This is a genomic window from Ruegeria sp. BHSA191 (assembly GCF_059613325.1).
Map to the genome: position 1 here is coordinate 130,473 of NZ_JBXWSH010000001.1, position 19,989 is coordinate 150,461.

Annotated in this window: 16 protein-coding genes and 3 tRNA genes; 6 read left to right on the plus strand and 13 right to left on the minus strand. The window is 63.6% G+C overall.

Annotation, left to right across the window (positions count from 1 at the left end; all coding sequences use genetic code 11):
- Positions 1–106 precede the first annotated feature (106 nt).
- Both purN and purM read right to left on the minus strand, forming a co-directional pair.
- Complete coding sequence (gene purN, locus AC2FNS_RS00655) at positions 107–703, minus strand: phosphoribosylglycinamide formyltransferase (protein WP_496678167.1); 597 nt, start codon at positions 701–703, stop codon at positions 107–109.
- Complete coding sequence (gene purM / locus AC2FNS_RS00660) at positions 700–1,746, minus strand: phosphoribosylformylglycinamidine cyclo-ligase (protein ID WP_496689089.1); 1,047 nt, start codon at positions 1,744–1,746, stop codon at positions 700–702. Before purM ends, purN begins: the two co-directional genes overlap by 4 nt.
- 106 nt (positions 1,747–1,852) lie before the next feature.
- Here purM and AC2FNS_RS00665 point away from each other — a divergent pair.
- Positions 1,853–1,929: transfer RNA gene (locus tag AC2FNS_RS00665), tRNA-Ile, on the plus strand.
- 9 nt (positions 1,930–1,938) lie between these two features.
- Here AC2FNS_RS00665 and AC2FNS_RS00670 read toward each other — a convergent pair.
- The gene (locus tag AC2FNS_RS00670; protein ID WP_496711396.1) at positions 1,939–3,258 is read right to left on the minus strand and encodes an ATP-binding protein; all 1,320 of its coding nucleotides are present in this window, start codon (positions 3,256–3,258) and stop codon (positions 1,939–1,941) included.
- Between the two features lie 48 nt (positions 3,259–3,306).
- On the opposite strand from AC2FNS_RS00670, the gene AC2FNS_RS00675 reads away from it, so the two are divergent.
- From AC2FNS_RS00675 to AC2FNS_RS00685, 3 genes are all read left to right on the plus strand, one after another.
- On the plus strand, positions 3,307–4,218 hold the full coding sequence (locus AC2FNS_RS00675; RefSeq protein WP_496711397.1) for an MBL fold metallo-hydrolase: 912 nt from the start codon (positions 3,307–3,309) through the stop codon (positions 4,216–4,218).
- 73 nt (positions 4,219–4,291) lie between these two features.
- Positions 4,292–4,366 (plus strand) — tRNA-Asn (locus tag AC2FNS_RS00680).
- Between the two features lie 139 nt (positions 4,367–4,505).
- Positions 4,506–4,580, plus strand: a tRNA-Asn gene (locus AC2FNS_RS00685).
- Positions 4,581–4,601: 21 nt separating this feature from the next.
- On the opposite strand, the gene AC2FNS_RS00690 is transcribed toward AC2FNS_RS00685, so the two are convergent.
- From AC2FNS_RS00690 to AC2FNS_RS00710, 5 genes are all read right to left on the minus strand, one after another.
- Positions 4,602–6,221: a long-chain-fatty-acid--CoA ligase gene (locus AC2FNS_RS00690; protein ID WP_496711398.1), complete on the minus strand. Its 1,620-nt coding sequence runs from the start codon at positions 6,219–6,221 to the stop codon at positions 4,602–4,604.
- Positions 6,222–6,396: 175 nt separating this feature from the next.
- Positions 6,397–8,007 (minus strand): glucose-6-phosphate isomerase, encoded by a 1,611-nt coding sequence (gene pgi / locus AC2FNS_RS00695; protein WP_496711399.1) that lies wholly within the window; start codon positions 8,005–8,007, stop codon positions 6,397–6,399.
- A 3-nt stretch (positions 8,008–8,010) separates the two neighbouring features.
- Positions 8,011–8,682: a 6-phosphogluconolactonase gene (gene pgl, locus AC2FNS_RS00700; RefSeq protein WP_496711400.1), complete on the minus strand. Its 672-nt coding sequence runs from the start codon at positions 8,680–8,682 to the stop codon at positions 8,011–8,013.
- A complete protein-coding gene (gene zwf, locus AC2FNS_RS00705) occupies positions 8,679–10,133 on the minus strand; it encodes a glucose-6-phosphate dehydrogenase (RefSeq protein WP_496711401.1) in 1,455 nt (484 codons plus the stop codon). Before zwf ends, pgl begins: the two co-directional genes overlap by 4 nt.
- A gap of 318 nt (positions 10,134–10,451) precedes the next feature.
- Positions 10,452–10,721 carry an usg protein gene (locus AC2FNS_RS00710; protein ID WP_149774447.1) on the minus strand — a complete coding sequence of 90 codons (270 nt, stop codon included), beginning with the start codon at positions 10,719–10,721 and terminating at the stop codon, positions 10,452–10,454.
- A gap of 223 nt (positions 10,722–10,944) precedes the next feature.
- Here AC2FNS_RS00710 and gyrA point away from each other — a divergent pair, with 223 nt between their 5' ends.
- Positions 10,945–13,644 carry a DNA gyrase subunit A gene (gene gyrA, locus AC2FNS_RS00715; protein ID WP_496711427.1) on the plus strand — a complete coding sequence of 900 codons (2,700 nt, stop codon included), beginning with the start codon at positions 10,945–10,947 and terminating at the stop codon, positions 13,642–13,644.
- Between the two features lie 39 nt (positions 13,645–13,683).
- On the opposite strand, the gene yghX is transcribed toward gyrA, so the two are convergent.
- From yghX to AC2FNS_RS00735, 4 genes are all read right to left on the minus strand, one after another.
- Entirely contained in the window at positions 13,684–14,580 is an 897-nt protein-coding gene (gene yghX, locus AC2FNS_RS00720) for a YghX family hydrolase (RefSeq protein WP_496711402.1), read from the minus strand.
- A 63-nt stretch (positions 14,581–14,643) separates the two neighbouring features.
- Entirely contained in the window at positions 14,644–16,113 is a 1,470-nt protein-coding gene (locus AC2FNS_RS00725) for a carboxypeptidase M32 (RefSeq protein WP_496740595.1), read from the minus strand.
- A 4-nt stretch (positions 16,114–16,117) separates the two neighbouring features.
- Positions 16,118–17,263, minus strand: a complete 1,146-nt coding sequence (ctaA, locus tag AC2FNS_RS00730; protein ID WP_496711404.1) for a heme A synthase — start codon at positions 17,261–17,263, stop codon at positions 16,118–16,120.
- Positions 17,264–17,323: 60 nt separating this feature from the next.
- Positions 17,324–18,067 (minus strand): RNA methyltransferase, encoded by a 744-nt coding sequence (locus AC2FNS_RS00735; RefSeq protein WP_496678147.1) that lies wholly within the window; start codon positions 18,065–18,067, stop codon positions 17,324–17,326.
- A gap of 162 nt (positions 18,068–18,229) precedes the next feature.
- Between AC2FNS_RS00735 and AC2FNS_RS00740 the strand changes: the two genes are divergently transcribed.
- A complete protein-coding gene (locus tag AC2FNS_RS00740) occupies positions 18,230–18,850 on the plus strand; it encodes a thiamine phosphate synthase (protein WP_496711405.1) in 621 nt (206 codons plus the stop codon).
- On the opposite strand, the gene AC2FNS_RS00745 is transcribed toward AC2FNS_RS00740, so the two are convergent.
- A complete protein-coding gene (locus AC2FNS_RS00745; protein WP_496803745.1) occupies positions 18,847–19,869 on the minus strand; it encodes a HupE/UreJ family protein in 1,023 nt (340 codons plus the stop codon). The genes AC2FNS_RS00740 and AC2FNS_RS00745 overlap by 4 nt on opposite strands.
- Positions 19,870–19,989: the final 120 nt, after the last annotated feature.

A 19,989-nucleotide genomic window follows, 5' to 3' on the forward strand; every position in this document is an offset into this window, starting at 1 on the left:
TGTTCTTGCTCTTTCTGTGGTCAATGCCCGTTGGTCTTTCACCGCCACGAGCGCTTCGGCAGACCATAAGCCGATTGCGCGCCACATGTAAATCTCCGGCGGGATATCAAGGCAACATGACCGGTGCCTTGTCGCCACGGGCAAATCGCTCCAAAACCGCCGGGTACAGTTTGTGTTCCCACGCCAGAACCTTCCGCGCCAAGGTCTCGGGCGTGTCATCCGGCGCGATCTTGACCCGAGCCTGACCCAGGATCGGGCCGTCATCCAACGCCGCTGTGACCTCGTGCACCGTGCAGCCATGTTCGGCATCTCCGGCGGCGATAGCCCGGGCGTGGGTGTTGAGTCCCTTGTATTTAGGCAGCAGCGAAGGGTGAATATTCAACATCCGCCCCTGAAACCGGGACACGAAATCGCCCGTCAGCACGCGCATGAACCCGGCCAGGCAGATGATGTCGGGCTTGGCCTCGAGCAACGGCTTGCATAGCTCGGCCTCAAACGCGGCACGGTCGCCGCCGAACGGCCGGTGATCGACCACGGCGGTGGCGATCCCGCGATCCGCCGCCTTGGCCAGTCCGCCCGCATCTGCATTGTTCGACAGAACCAGACAGGGGCGCGCCGGGTGGTCGCCGGTCATGCTGTCGACCAGCGACACCATGTTCGACCCGCCCCCGGAAATCAGGATGGCGACGCGCTTGTGGCTCACAGCAGCTTGCCTGCGTAGGAAACGCCCGCCCCTTCGGTGACCGATCCGATGCGCGCGACGGTCTCGCCGGCATCCGACAGCAGGGCGGCCAGGTCATCGGCGCGGTCGGCGGCGCAGACGACGATCATGCCGATCCCGCAGTTGAAGGTCTTGAGCATCTCCGCCTCGGCGATGCCCCCGGTTTCCGCCATCCAGCGGAACACCGGCGGCAGATCCCAAGCGTTCAGGTCGATCTGAGCCCCCAGATCGTCGGGCAGCACGCGCGGCAGGTTCTCGGTCAACCCACCGCCGGTGATGTGCGCCAGCGCATGTACACCACCCGCCCGGATCGCGGCGAGGGCGGGTTTGACGTAAAGCCGCGTGGGCGTCAGCAGCGCTTCTCCCAAAGGCCCGTCACAGAACGGCGAATCCGCATCCCATCCCAGCCCCGAGATCTCGACCAGCTTGCGTACCAGCGAATAGCCGTTGGAATGCACCCCGTCCGAGGCTAGCCCCAGCAGAACATCCCCGGCCTGCACACCGGCGGGCAGATCGCTGCCGCGCTCCATCGCGCCGACGGCAAACCCGGCCAGGTCGAAATCGCCATCGGGGTACATCCCCGGCATCTCGGCGGTCTCACCCCCGATCAAGGCACAGCCCGAGCGGACACACCCCTCGGCGATACCCTCGATGATTCGCGCGGCGGTGCTGGTGTCCAGCTTGCCCGTGGCGAAATAGTCCAGGAAGAACAGCGGTTCGGCGCCTTGGCAAATCAGATCGTTCACGCACATGGCCACCAGGTCGATGCCCACGCCGTCGACCACGCCCGTGTCGATCGCGATCCGTAGCTTGGTACCCACGCCGTCGGTTGCGCCCACCAGGATCGGGTCGGAATACCCCGCCCCTTTCAGATCGAACAACGCGCCAAACCCGCCAAGGCCGCTCATGACGCCGGGGCGGTTCGTCCGCTTGGCGGCGGGCTTGATCCGGTCGACCAGCGCGTTGCCCGCATCGATATCCACGCCCGCATCTGCATAGGTGATGCCGTTCTTGCCCGCTGTCATGGCCGTTCCCTCATGAATGCTTTCAGCGCGGGTTAGTCGATTGTGCGCCGCGTTGCAACGGTCAGGCTTGACGCGGCCGTTCTGCGTGATACCCAAGCGGTCGGGCGGGCCTGTAGCTCAATTGGTTAGAGCAGAGCGCTCATAACGCTTTGGTTGGGGGTTCGAGTCCCTCCGGGCCTACCATTTCCCTGTTCATCGCCCGATGATGATATCGGCACACAATCCGCCCAGGCTTTCGCTTTTGCCCAAGCGCAGCACGCCGCCATGGGCGCGGGCCACATCGGCCACGATCGCCAGCCCGAGCCCGACGCCGCTGCCCCGATTCTGGTTGCGCGCCGGATCAAGACGGCTGAACGGGCGCACCGCCTCGGTGCGCTGGTCCGGCGGAATGCCCGGCCCGTCATCTTCGACCCGGATCCGCAGCGACTTACCGGTCAGGGCGACGCTGACCACGGCCCGCGTCCCATAGCGGACGGCGTTGCCGATCAGGTTCTCGACCGCGCGCCGGATGGCAACCGGGCGCAGTTTGACCGCGCCTTCGCCCTCGATGGTCCCAAGGGCGGCATTCTGGCCGGCCCTCTGGGCATCGTCGACGATCTGCCGCACCAGCGCGGCCGGATCGACATCGACGGGGTCGCCCTCGGACACACCCTGCGAGAACTGAAGGAACGCATCCACTAACGACTGCATCTCGGCCACGTCCTGCAAAAGAGGCGCGGCGTCTTCCTCGGGTAGCAGCGACAGGCCCAGCCTGAGCCGCGTCAGAGGCGTGCGCAGGTCATGGCTGACACCGGACAGGATCAAGGTCCGCTGTTCGATCTGACGTTCGATGCGAGCGCGCATGTCCAAAAACGCATTGCCCGCGGCGCGCACTTCGACCGCGCCGCCCGGCGAGAACGGCACGACCCGACCCCGCCCGAAGGCCTGCGCGGCCTCGGCCAGCCGGGTAATCGGCCGCAGCTGGTTGCGCATGTACAGAAACGACACCGACGTCATCAGCACCGCGAAGAACACCATCGTCACGATCAACTGATGCGGCGCCACGGTCGAAAGACGCCGCCGGTCGAATCGCAATTCGAGCAACCCCAGATCGGTCTGCAGATATAGGGTGGCGGTCTGGCTGTTGGGCAATGAAACCGCCGATAGCTCAGGCAGTTCAAAGCGCAGATCCGATTCGACCTGCGGCGCGATAAAATCATACCAACGGCGCGCCTCGATCGTCGGAGACTCACTTGGCCCCAGAAACCGGGCCTGCATAGCCAGCCCCTTCAGAAGCGGACGTACCTTGGCCAGGCCTTCGTTCTGTGTTTCCGAGCCCGCCATCGTGTCGAGGACCAGTTGCACCTCGCGCGACGCGGCACGGGTCATCTGTTGCGTCACGTCCTTGAGATGCTCGCGTACGAAGGCGATGGACACGACCAGCAGGACGACCACCACCGGCACCACCAGAATCAGCGCCGCGCGCGCGTACAGGCTGCGCGGCATATAGGGTTTGAGCCAGCGTGCGTTCATGCGCTAAACCTAGCGGGCCGTTCAGACATGCGAAAGAGGCGACGACGGATGACGGACCACGAATTCGACGCGCAGCCCGGACTTCCCGTCCAGCTGCAACCGGGCTTAAGGCGCATCCTGGCCCCGAATCCGTCGCCCATGACCCATCGCGGCACGAACACCTACCTTCTCGGCACCCGCGACGTCGCCGTGATCGACCCCGGCCCACTCGACGAGTCCCATCTTCTGGCCATTCTGGCCGCTTTGTCCCCGGTTCAGCGCATCAGCCACATCATCGTGACGCACAGCCATCTGGACCACTCCCCGCTTGCCGCGCCTCTGGCCAAGCGGACCGGCGCGCCCATTCTGGCCTTCGGAGGCCCCGAGGCCGGGCGCAGCGCGGTCATGGCCCGACTGGCCGCGCAGGGGATGGCCGGCGGCGGCGAAGGCATCGACGCCACGTTCCGCCCCGACATCGAACTGGCCGACCAAGACCGGGTCGAAGGGGACGGCTGGTCGCTGGAGGTGATCCACACGCCGGGCCATCTGGGCAATCACGTCGCCCTGGGATGGGGTGATGTCTGCTTCACCGCCGATCATGTGATGGGATGGGCCAGTTCGCTGGTGTCTCCACCCGACGGAGACCTGACCGACTTCATGGCCTCCTGCCACAAGTTACGAGCCCGGACCTGGTCGGTGTTCCATGCCGGTCACGGTGCGCCGATCACCGATCCCGCAGGCCGGCTGGATTGGCTGATCGGGCACCGGCAATCGCGCGAGGCACAGATACTTGACGCCCTGTCACAGGCACCGGGAACAGCGCGGGAGCTGGCGCGACGAATTTATTCCGACACGCCCCCTGCCCTGCTGCCCGCGGCCGAGCGCAACGTGTTTGCCCATCTGGTCGACCTAACCGGGAAACGGCGCGTTGCCCCGAACGGCGCGCTTGGCATTCAGGCTGAATTCGCCCGGGTCGCCTGACGTCGAAAAAATTCGCATCGACGGCTTTTCCCCTCTGGACCTCGAAAATTCGGGTTGCTATATCCGCCTCAGTTCCGGCGTAGCTCAGCGGTAGAGCAGTTGACTGTTAATCAATTGGTCGTAGGTTCGATCCCTACCGCCGGAGCCAAAATCTCCCCGAAAACGCTTCTAAAATCCGCGTCGTGGCGCGCTTTTGTCGGCGTTCGCGCAACCTGAAAATCGATCAAAAAAAACTTGCTTCGACCTCTGGACGCCGCCGGACCGGGTTGCTATACGGCGCGCACCGTTCCGGCGTAGCTCAGCGGTAGAGCAGTTGACTGTTAATCAATTGGTCGTAGGTTCGATCCCTACCGCCGGAGCCATTTCTCAAAGACCCGCACAAGTCACCCCTTCAGGGCGTCCTTGAACTCGTCCCGCAGTTTGCGTTTCAAAACCTTGCCAGTCGCATTGAGTGGCAGCGCATCGACGAAGACCACTTTGTCCGGCACCTGCCACTTGGCGATCTTGCCGTCGAAAAACTCCAGCAGTTCGGCCTCGGACGGGTCCTCGCCCTCAGCCTTGACGGCCACCAGCAGCGGGCGTTCGTCCCATTTGGGATGCGGCACGCCAATCACCGCCGCAGTGGCCAGTTTCGGGTGCGCTACGGCGATGTTTTCCAGCTCGACCGAGCTGATCCATTCACCGCCCGACTTGATAATGTCCTTGGATCGGTCGCGGATGGTCATGTAGCCATCCGGGTCCAGCGTCGCCACATCGCCCGTAGCGAACCAGCCATCCTGCAGAAGCTCTTGGTCCTGCAGCTGGAAATAGCTGTCCAGCACCCAGTGTCCGCGCACCATCAGGTCGCCCTGCGTGACTCCGTCATGCGGCAGGTCGTTGCCATCGTCATCGACGATCTTCAGCTCGACCCCAAAGGGCGGACGGCCCTGATTCTCGCGCAGTTTGTGCTGTTCCTCGATCGGCAGCTTTCGGTGCTTGGCCAGCGGGATGTTGGCGGTGCCCAGCGGGCTCATCTCGCTCATCCCCCAGGCGTGCACGGTGTCGACGCCGTATTTTTCCCGGAAGGTTTCGATCATCGAGGGCGGGCAAGCCGCGCCGCCGATTACCGTACGTTCGAGGCTTTCCAGCCTGGTGCCGCATTTGGCGGCATGCGCCAGCAGGCCCTGCCAGATCGTGGGAACCCCCATCGCCAGCGTCACGCCATAGGTGTCGATCAGGTTTACCAGCGCCTCGCCATGCAGGTCCGGCCCGGGCAGCACCATCTGCGAACCGGACATGGCGCAGCCATAGGGTGAGCCCCAGGCGTTGACATGGAACATCGGCACCACCGGCATCACCACGTCCATCGCCGAATACCCAATCACGTCGCGGGTGTTCGACGCAAAGCTGTGCAGCACGGTCGAACGGTGCGAATACAGAACGCCCTTGGGGTGGCCGGTCGTGCCCGAGGTGTAGCACAGGCTCGAGGCTGTGTTTTCATCGAAGACGGGCCATTCGAAATCGGCGTCGCCGGTCTCGATTAACTCGTCATAGAACTCCAGGCCGGGGATCTGCTGCAGCGCGTCCTCGTTGCGCGGCCCCATCAGGACAAAATGCTTCACCTCGGTCAGTTGATCGCGGATCGCGGCAACCAGCGGGAGAAAGGTGGCGTCGAAGAACAGCACCCTGTCTTGCGCGTGGTTGATGATGTAAACCAGCTGTTCGGGGAACAGGCGCGGGTTGATCGTGTGGCAGACGAATCCTGCGCCCGAGGCCGCATAGTAGATCTCAAGATGCCGGCGGTTGTTCCAGGCCAGGGTGCCGATCCGATCCTGCGACTGCAGGCCCAGCTTGGTCAGCGCCGACCCCATGCGCCGGGCATTGGCAGCGATCTCACCCCAGTTCGTCCGGGTGACGGTTCCATCGGTTTCGACCGACACGATCTCGGTCTGACCATGATAGCGCGCAGCATGATCGATCAGTGACGAAATCAACAGCGGCTGCGTCATCATCTGTCCCAGCATGGACATCCTCCCATTCATCGCGCCGGCTTGATGCGGCGTCTGTTGCGGCCCGGCGGCACGGCGGCGTGGCCGGCCCCGGGGCTTCTCCTCGGGGCCGATCCTGCCAATCATTCAATTGTCTGACAATAAGGAAATGCGACCTGCCGCTGCGGCAGGTCGTCAGATTTGCTGGGCTTCAGCCCCGGTGCCGCAGCGCATAGGCCACAAGTGCGGCGGTCGAGCCGTCCTTGCCCTCGGTGCCCGCATCGCCATCGACGATCGGCCCCAGCGAGGTTGCCAGTTCCTTGCCCAACTCAACCCCCCACTGGTCGAACGAGTTGATGCCCAACAGCACGCCTTCGACGAACACCCGGTGCTCATAGAGCGCAATGATCTGGCCCAGAACGAAGGGCGTCAGCTGCGGATAGATCAGCGTGGTCGAGGGCCGGTTGCCCGGAAACACGCGATGCCGGGCCTGACGCTCCAAGTCGTCACCCTGCAGTCCCTTCTCGGCCATGCGCGCCCGCGCTTCCTCCAGCGACCGGCCGCGCATCAACGCCTCGGACTGGGCCAGGCAATTGGCCAGCAGCAGACGGTGATGATGGGCTAGCTCGGGCTCGTGCCCTTCGGCGGCCACCATGAATTCGCAAGGGATCACGTCGGTGCCCTGGTGGATCAACTGATAAAACGCGTGCTGCCCATTGGTGCCGGGCTCACCCCAGACCACCGGCCCCGAAGGCACGCTCAGCGCCGAGCCGTCCATGGCCACCGATTTGCCGTTCGATTCCATCTCGAGCTGCTGGAAATAGGCCGGCAACCGCAGCAGCCGTTGGTCATAGGGCAACACCGCGCGGCTGACATGGCCCAGCACCTGACGGTGCCAGATGCCCACCAGCGCCAGCATCACCGGCATGTTCTCGACCCAGTCCGCGGCGCGGAAATGCACGTCCATCGCCTGTCCGCCGCGCAGGAACGCGTCAAAGGCGTTCGAGCCCACCGCGATCATCACCGGCAGCCCAACCGGCCCCCAGACCGAATAGCGCCCGCCGACCCAATCTGCAAAGCCGAACACGCGGTCAGACGGGATGCCGAAATCCGCTGTCTTGTCCACGGCGCTGGACACGGCCGCAAACTGCCGCGCCGGGTCGCCCCCGCCGTCCAGCATCCAGGCCCGCGCCGTCCGCGCGTTGGTCATGGTTTCGATGGTTGTAAAGGTCTTGGACGCCACGATCACCAGCGTCCGCGTCGGGTCCAGTTCTCGCAGAGTGTCGGCGATGTGCGCGCCATCCACGTTCGAGACGTAGTGCAGGCGCGGCCCATCGTGATAGGGCGCCAGCGCCAGCGTCGCCATCACCGGCCCAAGGTCCGAGCCACCGATGCCGATATTCACCACGTCGGTAAAGCTCCCCCCTGCCCCCTGGGCCGTTCCGCCCCGGACCTCTTCGGCGAACACGCGCATGCGCTGCAGGGTGTCCAAAACGTCGGGCATAACGTCTTGGCCATCAACCTCGACTGGGCCGCCGTCCAGATTGCGCAGCGCCGTATGCAGCACCGCACGGCCCTCGGTTTCGTTGATCTTGTCGCCCCGGAACATCGCGTCGCGCCGCTCGGCCAGACCAGCCTGATCGCACAGGACGATCAGCGCCGCGCGGATATCCGCGTCGATCAGGGTTTTCGAATAGTCGAACAGCAAATCGCCGGTCGAGGCCGAGAATTTCTGCGCCCGGTCGGGATCCTGCGCGAACAGATCGAGGATTCGGGTGTCTTCCGCCTGCGCGGCAAGGGTTCTGAGTTTGTCGAGCTGCATGTCCTACTCCGCCCAATGTACCGTAATGCCGTCCAGCACCGCCGCAATCGGAGCTTCTTCGGGCGGCAGAGACATGGCCCGCTCCAACGCGTCGCGCTTTTTCGATCCGAAAATTACAAGATGCTTGGACAACGCCCCGTTCAGCACAGGCGCAGTCAGCGTGATGCGCGCCTCGGGCTGCGATTGCGGCCGGGCGACCGCCAGCGGGGGCGCATCCCCGTCCAACGCCGCGTCCAGCCCGGCCATCCCCGGGAACAGCGAGGCCGTGTGCATGTCGTCGCCCATGCCCAGCACCAGAACCGACAGCGGCAGAACCGGGACAATCAGCGCCTCGATCTCGGGCAGGATGTCTTCGGGTGCCTTGCCGGGAATGAACAGCGGCACGAACTCGGCCGCAGCGGCGCGGTTGGTCAACAGACGCTCGCGGATCAGCCGTTCGTTCGACCGGTCGCTGTCGGCCGGAACGCAGCGTTCGTCGGTGGGCAGAACCCGCACGCGGTCCCAGTCCAGGTCGGCCGCACACAGGTTGTCGAAGATCGGCCCGGGCGTGGTACCGCCGGGCACGGCAAAGGCCACGACGTCATTGTGCAGCAGTGCGGCCTCTAGCTCTCCGGCCAACGCATTGGCCACGTCAATGGCCAGCATGTCGCGGTCAGCGTATTCCTGAATGTTCATGGCTTGATCCCCTGCCATTGGCGACCGTCGCGTTTCATCAGCAGCTCGGCGTCGCCGGGGCCGGTGCTGCCGCTGTCATAAGGTTTGGGAACGTCGCCGCGCGCCTGCCATCCGGCGATGATCGGGTCGGTCCAAGCCCAGGCGGCCTCGACCTCGTCGCCGCGCATGAACAGGGTCTGGTTGCCGCGGATCACGTCCATCACCAGGCGCTCATAGGCGTCGGGGGCCTGATGGTTCTCAGGCCCCAGTGCCTCGGCAAAGCTCATGTCCAATGGGACGTCGATCAGGCGCATGCCACCCTGTCCCGGCTCTTTGATCGTGACCTTCAGCGTGATGCCTTCGTTCGGTTGCAGGCGGATCGACAGCGTGTTGGCATGCCGCCCGGCCGCAGCCCCGAAGATTGAGTGCGGGGCGTCCTTGAAGATCACGTTGATCACCGAGGACCGCGCCACCAGCCGCTTGCCGGTGCGCAAATAGAACGGTGTGCCCGCCCACCGCCAATTGCTGACATGCGCCCGCAGCGCCACATAGCTTTCGGTCGTCGAACGCGGATTGCCCACCGCCTCACGATAGCCCGGCCCGTCGGGGCCACCGATATACTGCCCGCGAACGATGTGATGCGGCTGCACTGGGTCCAGCGCGCGGATCACCTTGAGCTTTTCGTCCCGGACAGCGTCCGAATCGAACTTGGCGGGCGGCTCCATCGCGATCAGGCACAGAAGCTGCATCAGGTGGTTCTGCACCATGTCGCGCATGGCGCCGGCACGCTCATAGTACTCCTCGCGCCCGTCCACGCCCACGGTTTCGGCGACGGTGATCTGGATGTGGTCGACATACTGGCTGTTCCACAGCGGTTCAAACAGCATGTTTCCGAACCGGACGGCCATCAGGTTCTGGACCGTCTCCTTTCCCAGGTAATGGTCGATCCGATAGATCTGATTCTCGTTGAAATAGGCAGCCAGCGTGGCGTTCAGCGTGCGTGCGCTGTCCAGATCGTGACCGAACGGCTTTTCCACCACAATGCGCGTCTGCGGGGTGGCCAGCCCATGCTGCCGGATCCGCTCGGCCAGCGGTCCGAACAGGCTGGGCCCGACAGAGAAATAAAAAGCCCGGATCCGATCGTCGGTCAGCTTACGCGCCAGAACGTCCCAACCGGAATCGGCCCCGGCGTCCAGTTGCACATAGTCCACGCGTTGCAGGAACCCGCTGCGCAGGTCGACCTGCCCTGCGTGTTCTGGCACGAATTCGGCCAGTGACCGCGCGACGATCGCACGAAAAGCGTCGGAATCATAATCCGACCGCGCCGCCGCGATGATGCGGACGCTTTCATGCCATTGCCCGGCACAGTAGCGGCGGAACAAGGCCGGCAGGATCTTGCGCTGTGCAAGGTCGCCGGTGCCACCGAAGATGACCAGATCGAACGGATCGACAGGTATGACGCGTGAAACCATGAAGCGTCCTTAACCCGCCCACACGCACATGTCCAATGTTAGCGCAATCATTTCCCCGACCGTTCTGAAACGTCCGGATGAAAATCCGTGTTCAATCAAACTTCTGTCGGAATCGCAGTGTTGCAGAGGCGCGTGAAGCCAAAAAACGCTGAAATTGCAGGTTCCGCCAGAATTGAAATCGCCTTTTCCGAGCAGGCCAAGGAAAACAATCAATACCGCTATAAGCCGTCGAAACGTAAGGCAAGTCCCGGTCAGCCCCGTTGGATCGGGGGCCAGTCCCCAAGAGCGCCAAGGCACAGGCTCTTGCAGCGACCGCGCCTAGTTCAGCCGGTATTCACCTACGACATTCTGCCACTCGCCGGGGGCAATCATCTTGCGGTGGGTGAAGCGGACCGAATGCAGCGGCCCCTCGATCTCGCGCTGCCAGAATTCGATGAACTTGAACAGCTTGGGATGATCCGGCGCCAGGTCGTAGTCCTGCCAGATGAACGTGTTCAGGACATGGATATAGTCGGGCATGCGATAGAAGAATTCCGCCGTCGTCAGGCCGTACCCTTTCAGCATCAGTTCGGTTTCGGTTTGCTTCATTCAGACCTCCAATTTCTCAAAAGGTCTCTTCAGCCTAGCATGATTCTCATTCAAATTTCATTAAAACAACATGTTAAGAGATCCGAGCCCGAGATTCGCGCGGCATCTGCGCTGCTTGCTTGCACCTTATGTGCCGGGTCTGATAAGATGCATCCACAAGATATAGACCCAGCACAAAAAACGGGCAGTTTACGTGAGCGATACGCCAGAAATCCCCGAAAACATGGATGAAACCCCGCACGAGCGTCCGGTTTACGACGGCCCGACGGTATCCATCGAATCCGAGATGCGTACGTCCTATCTGGACTATGCCATGTCGGTCATCGTGTCCCGTGCGATCCCCGATCTGCGCGACGGTTTGAAACCGGTGCATCGGCGCATCCTCTACGCGATGCACGAGACCGGGAACACCCATGACAAACCCTATCGCAAGTCGGCTCGTCCAGTGGGCGATGTGATGGGTAAGTACCACCCGCACGGTGACAGCGCGATCTATGACGCTTTGGTGCGGATGGCGCAGGATTTCTCAATGTCGCTGCCGCTGCTGGACGGCCAAGGCAACTTCGGCTCGATGGACGGCGACAACCCGGCGGCCATGCGCTACACCGAGGTCCGCATGGACAAGCCCGCCGCCGCCCTGCTGGCGGATATCGAGAAAGAGACGGTCGATTTCCAGGACAACTACGACGGCAAGGACAAGGAACCCACCGTCCTGCCCGCGCGGTTCCCGAACATGCTGGTCAACGGCGCCGGCGGCATCGCGGTGGGGATGGCGACGAACATCCCGCCGCACAACCTGGGCGAAGTGGTCGACGCGACGCTGGCGCTGATCGAAGACCCGGACCTGACCAGCGAACAGCTGATCGAGTACATTCCCGGCCCCGACTTCCCCACCGGCGGCGTGATGCTGGGCCGGTCCGGCGCGCGCAAGGCGTATCTGGAGGGCCGCGGCAGCGTCATCATCCGCGCCAAGACCCGCGTCGAGGAGTTGCGCAAGGATCGCTATGCCATCATCGTGGACGAGATCCCCTATCAGGTGAACAAGGCCTCGATGATCGAGAAAATCGCCGAAGCCGTGCGCGAAAAGCGCATCGAAGGTGTCAGCCACGTTCAGGACGAATCCGACCGCAACGGCGTGCGGGTGGTGGTCGAGCTGAAACGCGACGCAACACCCGAGGTCGTGCTGAACCAACTTTACCGGTTCACGCCGATGCAGACCTCGTTCGGCTGCAACATGCTGGCGCTGAACGGCGGCCGCCCCGAGCAGCTGACCCTGCGCCGTTTCCTGACCAGCTTCATCGACTTCCGCGAAGATGTCGTTGCCCGCCGCACCGCCTACGACCTGCGCAAGGCGCGGGAACGCAGCCATATCCTGTGCGGTCTGGCCGTGGCGGTCTCGAACGTGGACGAGGTCGTTGCCACGATCCGGTCCTCGGCCGATGCGGCCGAGGCGCGCGAAAAGCTGATGACCCGCCGCTGGCCCGCAGCCGAGATCGAGAGCTATCTGCGGCTGATCGACGATCCGCTGTCCAAGATGAACGACGACGGCACCTACAACCTGACCGAAGTTCAGGCCCGCGCCATCCTTGATCTACGCCTGCAACGCCTGACCCAGATCGGCGTCAAAGAGGTGACGGACGAGCTGGAAGACCTGGCCGCCAAGATCAAGGAATACCTGGATATCCTGTCCTCGCGCGAACGCATCATGGGCATCATCGCCGACGAATTGCGCGAAGTGAAAGAGAACTTTGCCGTTCCGCGCCGCACCGAGATCGTCGACTGGTCGGGCGACATGGAGGACGAAGACCTGATCGAACGCGAAGACATGGTCGTAACCGTGACTTCGGGTGGCTATATCAAGCGCACCCCGCTGGCCGATTTCCGCGCGCAAAAGCGCGGCGGCAAGGGGCTGTCGGGCATGCAGACGAAGGAAGAGGACGTGGTCACCACCCTCTTCGTGGCCAACACGCATACCCAGCTGTTGTTCTTCACCACCGACGGGATGGTCTACAAGCTCAAGACCTGGCGCCTGCCCCAGTCGGGGCGCACCGGCAAGGGTAAGGCGATCGTCAACATCCTGCCGATTCCCACTGGCGTTTCGATTGCGGCGATCATGCCGGTCGACGTGCCGGATGAAGAATGGGAAAACCTCCAGATCGTCTTCGCCACCAGCGCCGGCGATGTGCGCCGCAACGCGCTGAGCGACTTCACCAACGTCAAGCGCAACGGCAAGATCGCGATGGACCTGCCCGAAGGCGTGGAACTGGTCAACGCGCGCATCTGCTCGGACGAGGACGATGTGATGCTGGTCACCAATTCCGGCCGGGCGATCCGTTTCCCCACCACTGACGTGCGGGTGTTCAAGGGGCGAAAATCGACCGGCGTGCGCGGCATCCGGCTGAACGCGGGCGACCGCGTGGTTTCGATGTCGGTTATCCGCCATTTCGAGGCCACCCCGGACGAGCGCGCCGCCTATCTGAAGATGCGTCGCCTGATGGCCGGCGTGACCGACGATACTGAGACCGACGAGGATGGCGGCAATGCTGACAGCATCCTGCCGCAGGAACGCTATGCCGAGATGTCGGCGGCCGAGAACCTGATTCTGACCATCACGGCCAAGGGATCGGGCAAGCTCAGCTCGTCGCATGACTATCCGGTGCGCGGCCGTGGCGGCATGGGCGTGACGGCGATGGACAAGGCGATGCGGGGCGGCCCGCTGGTGGCCTCGTTCCCGGTCGAAATCGACGACCAGATCATGCTGGCCACCTCCAAGGGGCAGTCGATCCGGGTCCCGGTCGACGGCATCTCGTTCCGGTCCCGCAGCGCCGGAGGGGTCAAGGTGTTCAACACCGGCAAGGGTGAAGAGGTCGTCAGTGTCGCCCGGATCGCCGATCAGGGTGATGACGAAGGCTCCGCAGAATGAACAACAAAGTCCCGGCTCCAATCGGAGTCGGGTTTTTTGTTAACTAAGGTAGTTTTCAAAAAACACCAGCGTCCGCTTCCAGGCGAGGGTCGCAGCCGCGTCGTCGTAGCGCGGCGTCGTGTCGTTGTGGAAGCCGTGGTTCACGTTCGGATAGAAATGGACGCTGAACTTTTTCTGATTGGCTTTCAAGGCCTCGGAATAGGCGGGCCAGCCTGCGTTGATCCTGTCATCCAACCCGGCGTAGTGGATCATCAGCGGTGCTTGAATCGCCGGAACATCCTCGGCCGGTGGTTGGCGACCATAGAAGGGAACCGACGCCGCCAAATCGGGATACGCAACAGCCAAAGCGTTGCACACGCCTCCGCCATAGCAGAACCCAACCGCCCCGACCTTTCCGGTTGATCCCGGGTGATCCCGCAAAAATTCGAACGCCGCAAAAAAATCCGACATCAGCTTTCCCGCATCCATCGACTTTTGCATCTCCCGCCCTTGTTCATCCGTACCGGGATAACCGCCCAAAGGCCTCAGCCCGTCGGGTGCGAAGGCTAGGAACCCGGATTTCCCAAGGCGGCGCGCAACATCTTCGATATAAGGATTTAGCCCGCGGTTTTCATGCACGACCAGCACCGCTGGCAATGGACCTTCCGCGGCGGAGGGGCGCACCATGAGTCCGCCTGTTCCCTCATGTCCGTCAGGGCTTTCGAATTCGACAATTGCGGTTTCGAAATCGGGATCGTCCGGCGCAACCTGCTGCGCCCAGGCATAGTTGGGCTGCAACTGCTCCAGGATCATCGCTCCTGTGACCCCGGCGGCCGTGTACCGCCCGGCTTTCGCGATGAATTCCCGTTTTGTCATCTTGCCGTGAACATAACCGTCGAAGATCTCTAGGATTCGAGGGTCAAAATCACTGGCTTTCTTTCGGGCAGTTCCTGTCATTGGCTGGTCCTCCGCGATGGCAACGCCAATACCAGCTTAACCGTTCACCCCGGATCAAGAAACTTACAAGTCGTAGAGTTCGCCGAATTTCTCTTCGAGATAGTCCAGCAGTGGCTCGGGGCTCGGCTCCTGACCGCTGGCCCGCCGGATCACCTCGCGGGGTGCGTACAGACCGCCATGCTGCTGAACATGCTCGCGCAGCCAGCCGGTCGCAGCAGTGGTATCGCCCTGCGCCAGTTGATCACCCAGACCTGGAACTGCCGCCCGCAGGGTCTGGTACAGACAGCCTGCGTACACATTTCCCAGCGAATAGGTCGGGAAGTAGCCAAACAGGCCGACCGACCAATGCACGTCCTGCAGGCACCCGTTCGACGGCTTGTCGACCGCATAGCCGAAATCAGCATGGAAGCGGTCGTTCCACGCGGCTTCGAGGTCCTGAACCTGCAGATCGCCCGACATCAAGGCGCGTTCCAGATCGAACCGCAGCATGACGTGCAAATTGTACTGAACCTCGTCCGCTTCGGTGCGGATGTATCCGTTGTGCACCCGGTTTACGGCGGCATAGAAGGAATCTTCATCCGCGATGCCGAAATCACCGAAGGTGTCCGTCATCTGCCGGAACAACCAGCCAGTGAAGGCGCGCGAGCGGCCCAGCTGATTTTCATAGATGCGGCTCTGGCTTTCATGAACGCCCATCGACACGCCCTGGCCGAGCGGTGTCAGAGCGTAAGCCGGGTCGATGCCCTGCTCATAGCAGGCGTGCCCGACCTCGTGAATGGTCGAGTAGAAGCAGTTGAAAGGGTCGGTTTCGCTGGTACGGGTGGTGACGCGCACGTCGTCGCCGCTGCCCGAACAGAACGGGTGTACGGCCTTGTCCACCCGCCCCCGTTTCAGGTCGTACCCGAAAGTGACCGCCAGCTTTTGCGTCAGCTTCATCTGGGCCGCTTCGTCGAACGTTCCGGTCACGCCCGCAGGGGACGGCCGGTCCAGCACAGCCGCGCGCAGCGCAACCAGACGCGGGCGCATGGCGTCGAAGATGTCGGCGATCTGGGCGGCTGTCGTGTACGGCTCATAGTCCTCGACCAGCGCGTCATAGACATCGCCGCCCTGGGCCAGAGCCGCGCCTTCTTCGCGTTTCAGCGCCACGACCTCCTCGAGAACCGGCAGAAACGCGGGCACGTCCTCGTCGGCGCGGGCCTGTGCCCACTTGCCCTGCGCGGCCGAGGTCACGCGGGCGATGGCCGTGGCCAGATCAGCAGGCACTTTTATCGTGCGCTCGTAAGTGCGGCGGATTTCGCGCAGCTGCGCCTGGCCGACCTCGGTGTCGGCATGGGCGTTCTCCAGCCACTCGGCCACACGCGGATCCGAACGGCGCGCGTGCAGGACGGCTTCGATCGCAGCCATTTCCTCGGCACGCTGGTTGACGGCGCCACGCGGCATGACAGTCTCCTGATCCCAGCCCAGGCGGCCTGAAATCTGCGCCAGCGCCTCGGTCTCGCGCTGAAAGGCCATCAGGTCATTGAATGCACTCATTGGGTCAAGCTCCGCGCAGCGAGGTTGCGATGGGATAAGTGGTCAGGAACCGGGCGCGCAGGATCAGGGTCCAGACGATCACGGCCATAAACTGGTGGAAGATGGCGATCTGCCAGGGCGCGCCGTAGACCACGGTGAGGATGCCCACGACCACCTGCAGCGAAAGCGCCGCGAACATGGCGTTGAAGGCGAACCGCGTCTGCGGGTGGGCGCTGCTGCTGCCGCGCCGCCAGACGAAAATGGCGAAGGCGAACAGTGCATAGCCTACGCAGCGGTGGATGAACTGCACCAGTCCCGGACTTTCGAAGAAATTGCGCCACAGCGGTTCAAGCGCGGTGGCGTCCGGCGGCAGCAGTTGCCCGCCGATCAGCGGCCAGTCGGTATAGGACCGGCCGGCGTCGATGCCAGCCACCAATGCGCCGATCAGGATCTGCAGAAAGGCAAAGTGCAGCAGCCCGGTCGACAGGGAGGACAGCCGCGCCTCTTTAGCGCGGCGGGCTTGCATCAGGTCGCGTTCCTCGCGCCCCAGCATGAAGATGTACCAGGCCAGAAAGCCCAGGATCACGAACGCAAGGCCAAGATGGGTGGCCAGACGATAACTGGCAACCGCGGTCATCCCCTCGCCCTGCGTCACACCCGAGGCCACCATCCACCAACCGACAGCGCCTTGAACGCCGCCCAGCAGTCCTGGGATCACAAGGCGCCCGGTCCAGCCTGCGGGGATCTTGCGCAGCACCAGAAAGCCAAAGAAACCAAGCGCCCAGACAAGACCGATCACCCGGCCCAGCTGCCGGTGGCCCCATTCCCACCAGTAGATGGTCTTGAAGTCATCCAGCTCCATCCACTGGTTCATGATCCGCCACTGGTCGATCTGTTTGTACTTGTCGAACTCGGCCTGCCAGTCCGCCTCGGACATCGGCGGGATCGCCCCAGTGACTGGGCGCCATTCGGTGATCGACAGGCCGCTGTCGGTCAGGCGGGTCAACCCGCCCACTGCGATCATCACGACGACAAGTGCGAACAGGATCATAAGCCAAGTACGGATGGCCTTGCGCGCGCCACCCCGGCCGCGGTCGATCATGCCGGGCTGGACCGTTTCCTGCTTTTGTTCACCCGAGACTTCTTCGAAGATGCTGCGCTTGCCGCTCATGCCGTCCTCATGTCCTTGATTTTCCCGCAAGCTAGGGCCAGTGCCCGGGAAGGTCCAGCCTCAGCCCTTGTCCTTCCAGCGGACCATCTGACGCATGATCCCGTGCAGCATCTGCACATCGGCCCGCGTCATGCGCATGCGCGACCACAGGTTGCGCAGGTTCACCTTCATCCCTTCGGCCTTTTCCGGCGGGTAGAAGAACCCGGCCTCCTCCAGCCGCTGCTCGTAATGCTCGGCCAGTTTCTCGACCTCGATGCCGGTGGCCCAGTCGCCTTTGCCCAGATCGGTGGCCTCGTGCACCACGTCGCCGGTCTGGCGCATCCACTCATAGGCGGTCAGCAACACGCACTGCCCCAGGTTCAGCGAGGCATATTCGGGGTTCACAGGCACCGAGATGATCGCATTGGCCTTGGCGATGTCTTCATTCTCCAAACCGGCCCGCTCAGGCCCGAACAGCACGGCCACCTTTTCGCCCGCCGCCACCTTCTGGGCCGCGATCTGCATGGCGCGCTCGGGGCTGTAGACGGGTTTGGTCAGGCCGCGCTGACGGGCGGTGGTGGCAAACACAAATGTGCGGTCGCCCAAAGCGCCGGCCAGATCGTCGAACAGCTGCGCCTCGTCCAGCAGCCGCCCGGCACCGCTCGACATGGCCACGGCTTTGGGGTTGGGCCAGCCGTCGCGCGGGGCAACGATGCGCATCCGGTCCAGGCCGAAATTCCACATCGCCCGGGCAGCGGCGCCGATGTTTTCGCCCATCTGCGGGCGCACAAGCACGAATGAGGGCTGGGGTCTGTCGCTAGGCATCCTGATCTCCGAAAGTTGCGCCTGCCATACTGCCGCCTTTGCCACAGGGCAAGCCCGGCCGCCCTGCCCGATTGCAAATCGGCCGGTCTGCGGGCAATAAAGTTTGCTTCCCCGCCGCAATCGGCTAAACCGCGCCAAAGACCAACCGCGAAGGATCCGCCAATGGACACCCCCGAGCAGCCTCAGATCTATCTGATCACCCCGCCGACCATCGACCCGGCCACCTTCCCCGACCGGCTGGCCCGCGTTCTGGACGGGACCGAGATCGCCTGCATCCGGCTGGCGCTGGCCGGCAGCGACGAGGACGCCATCGCCCGCGCGGCCGACGCCTGCCGCGAGGCGGCCCATGCGCGCGACGTGGCGCTGGTGATCTCGAACCATGTCCTGCTGGCGCAACGGCTGGGGCTGGACGGGGTGCATCTGGACGATGCGGCCCGCTCGGTCCGGGCCGCGCGCAAGGAGTTGGGGGCGGATGCCATCGTAGGCAGCTTCTGCGGAACCTCGCGCCATGACGGGATGACCGCGGGCGAAGCCGGGGCCGACTATGTGGCCTTCGGACCCGTGGGAGATATGTCTCTGGGCAAAGGAGCCCGCGCGGAACGCGACCTGTTCCAATGGTGGTCCGAGATGATCGAGGTTCCGGTGGTCGCCGAAGGCGGCCTGACGCCCGAGTTGGTGGCCGACCTCGCGCCCTGCACCGATTTTTTCGGGGTCGGTGACGAGATCTGGGGCGACGACGACCCGCTGCGCGCGCTCGACACCCTGCTGGCGCCGATGCGCTAGAGCGGCAGGACCGGCAGCGCGACCCAGTAGAGACCCAGACCCGCCAGCATCAGCGATGCGACAGTCGAAATGCGTCCCCGCAACCGGGGTACATCGGGCAGCAACACGGTCACTGCGGCATATGCAAGTCCGGCGACACCCGCGATTCCCAGCAAAACCCCGCCCGAATAACCCAGCAGGGCCGGCACGACGTGAAGGGGTGGAACCCCCAACCGGATCAGTTCGTGCGACAGGCCCAAGCCAAGTATCGCGCCGGTCAGGAAAACCGCCCCCAACCGCAACGCACCGGCCCGCGACCCGATCAGATTCCATATCGCCAGAATGACGATGGCCCCGGCGACCGCCAGCCAATACGCCTCGTCCCCGAACCGAAGCAGGCGGGACAATCCCAGCGGCTGCGCCAGCAGAACACCCAGCGCCAGGGCGGCGAATTGCGCCAGAAGGGGGCGCACCCGCAGGTTTAGAAAAACCAGCACCAAGGCCAATGCCAGAAGCTGCCCCTCATCTTGCCAAATCCGTGCCACGCCTTGCCGAAAGAAGGTCTCGGCAGTCTGTCGTGGCCCCATCCCTGCTCCGCCGCGCAAGGGAATGGCGGGGCTGGTCTCGCCCCCCTCCAGCAACCCGGTATAGGGTGCGTCGACGCCCGTCTGCCTGAGAACTACCGGGCCGAACCCGGCAGGCCAGGTCAGGCGCACCTCGGTCGCCCCGGGCGGCAATGTACCGACCAGCAACACCCGAGACAGCCTGGGTTTGTCGGAATCGCCCACCACAGGAATACGCGCACCCTCGTAGGACAGTTCGACCGGGCCGTTCGCATCGATCGTCAGAGCGTTTTTCCACACCGCCACACGCGCGTGCAGCAAAGGTTCCAATTCCGAGGAAGGCAAGCGGCGTAACCGTGCATAGTCGGCGCTGCCGCCCCCCTGCGCCACGGTCTGCGGGTCAAGCCCGGCCAGCAACGCCTCGGCATTCAGGGTGATTTCCACAAGCACCCGGTCGCCTTTGACCTGAAACTCCACGACGGACCGGCCTGCGCCTTGCGCCGCAACCGGCCCGGCCAGAACAAGAAAAGCACAAAGGTAACGGATAGGCCGAAAATGATGCCAAAGAACCGCCAGCAAGCGAATGACCAAAACCAT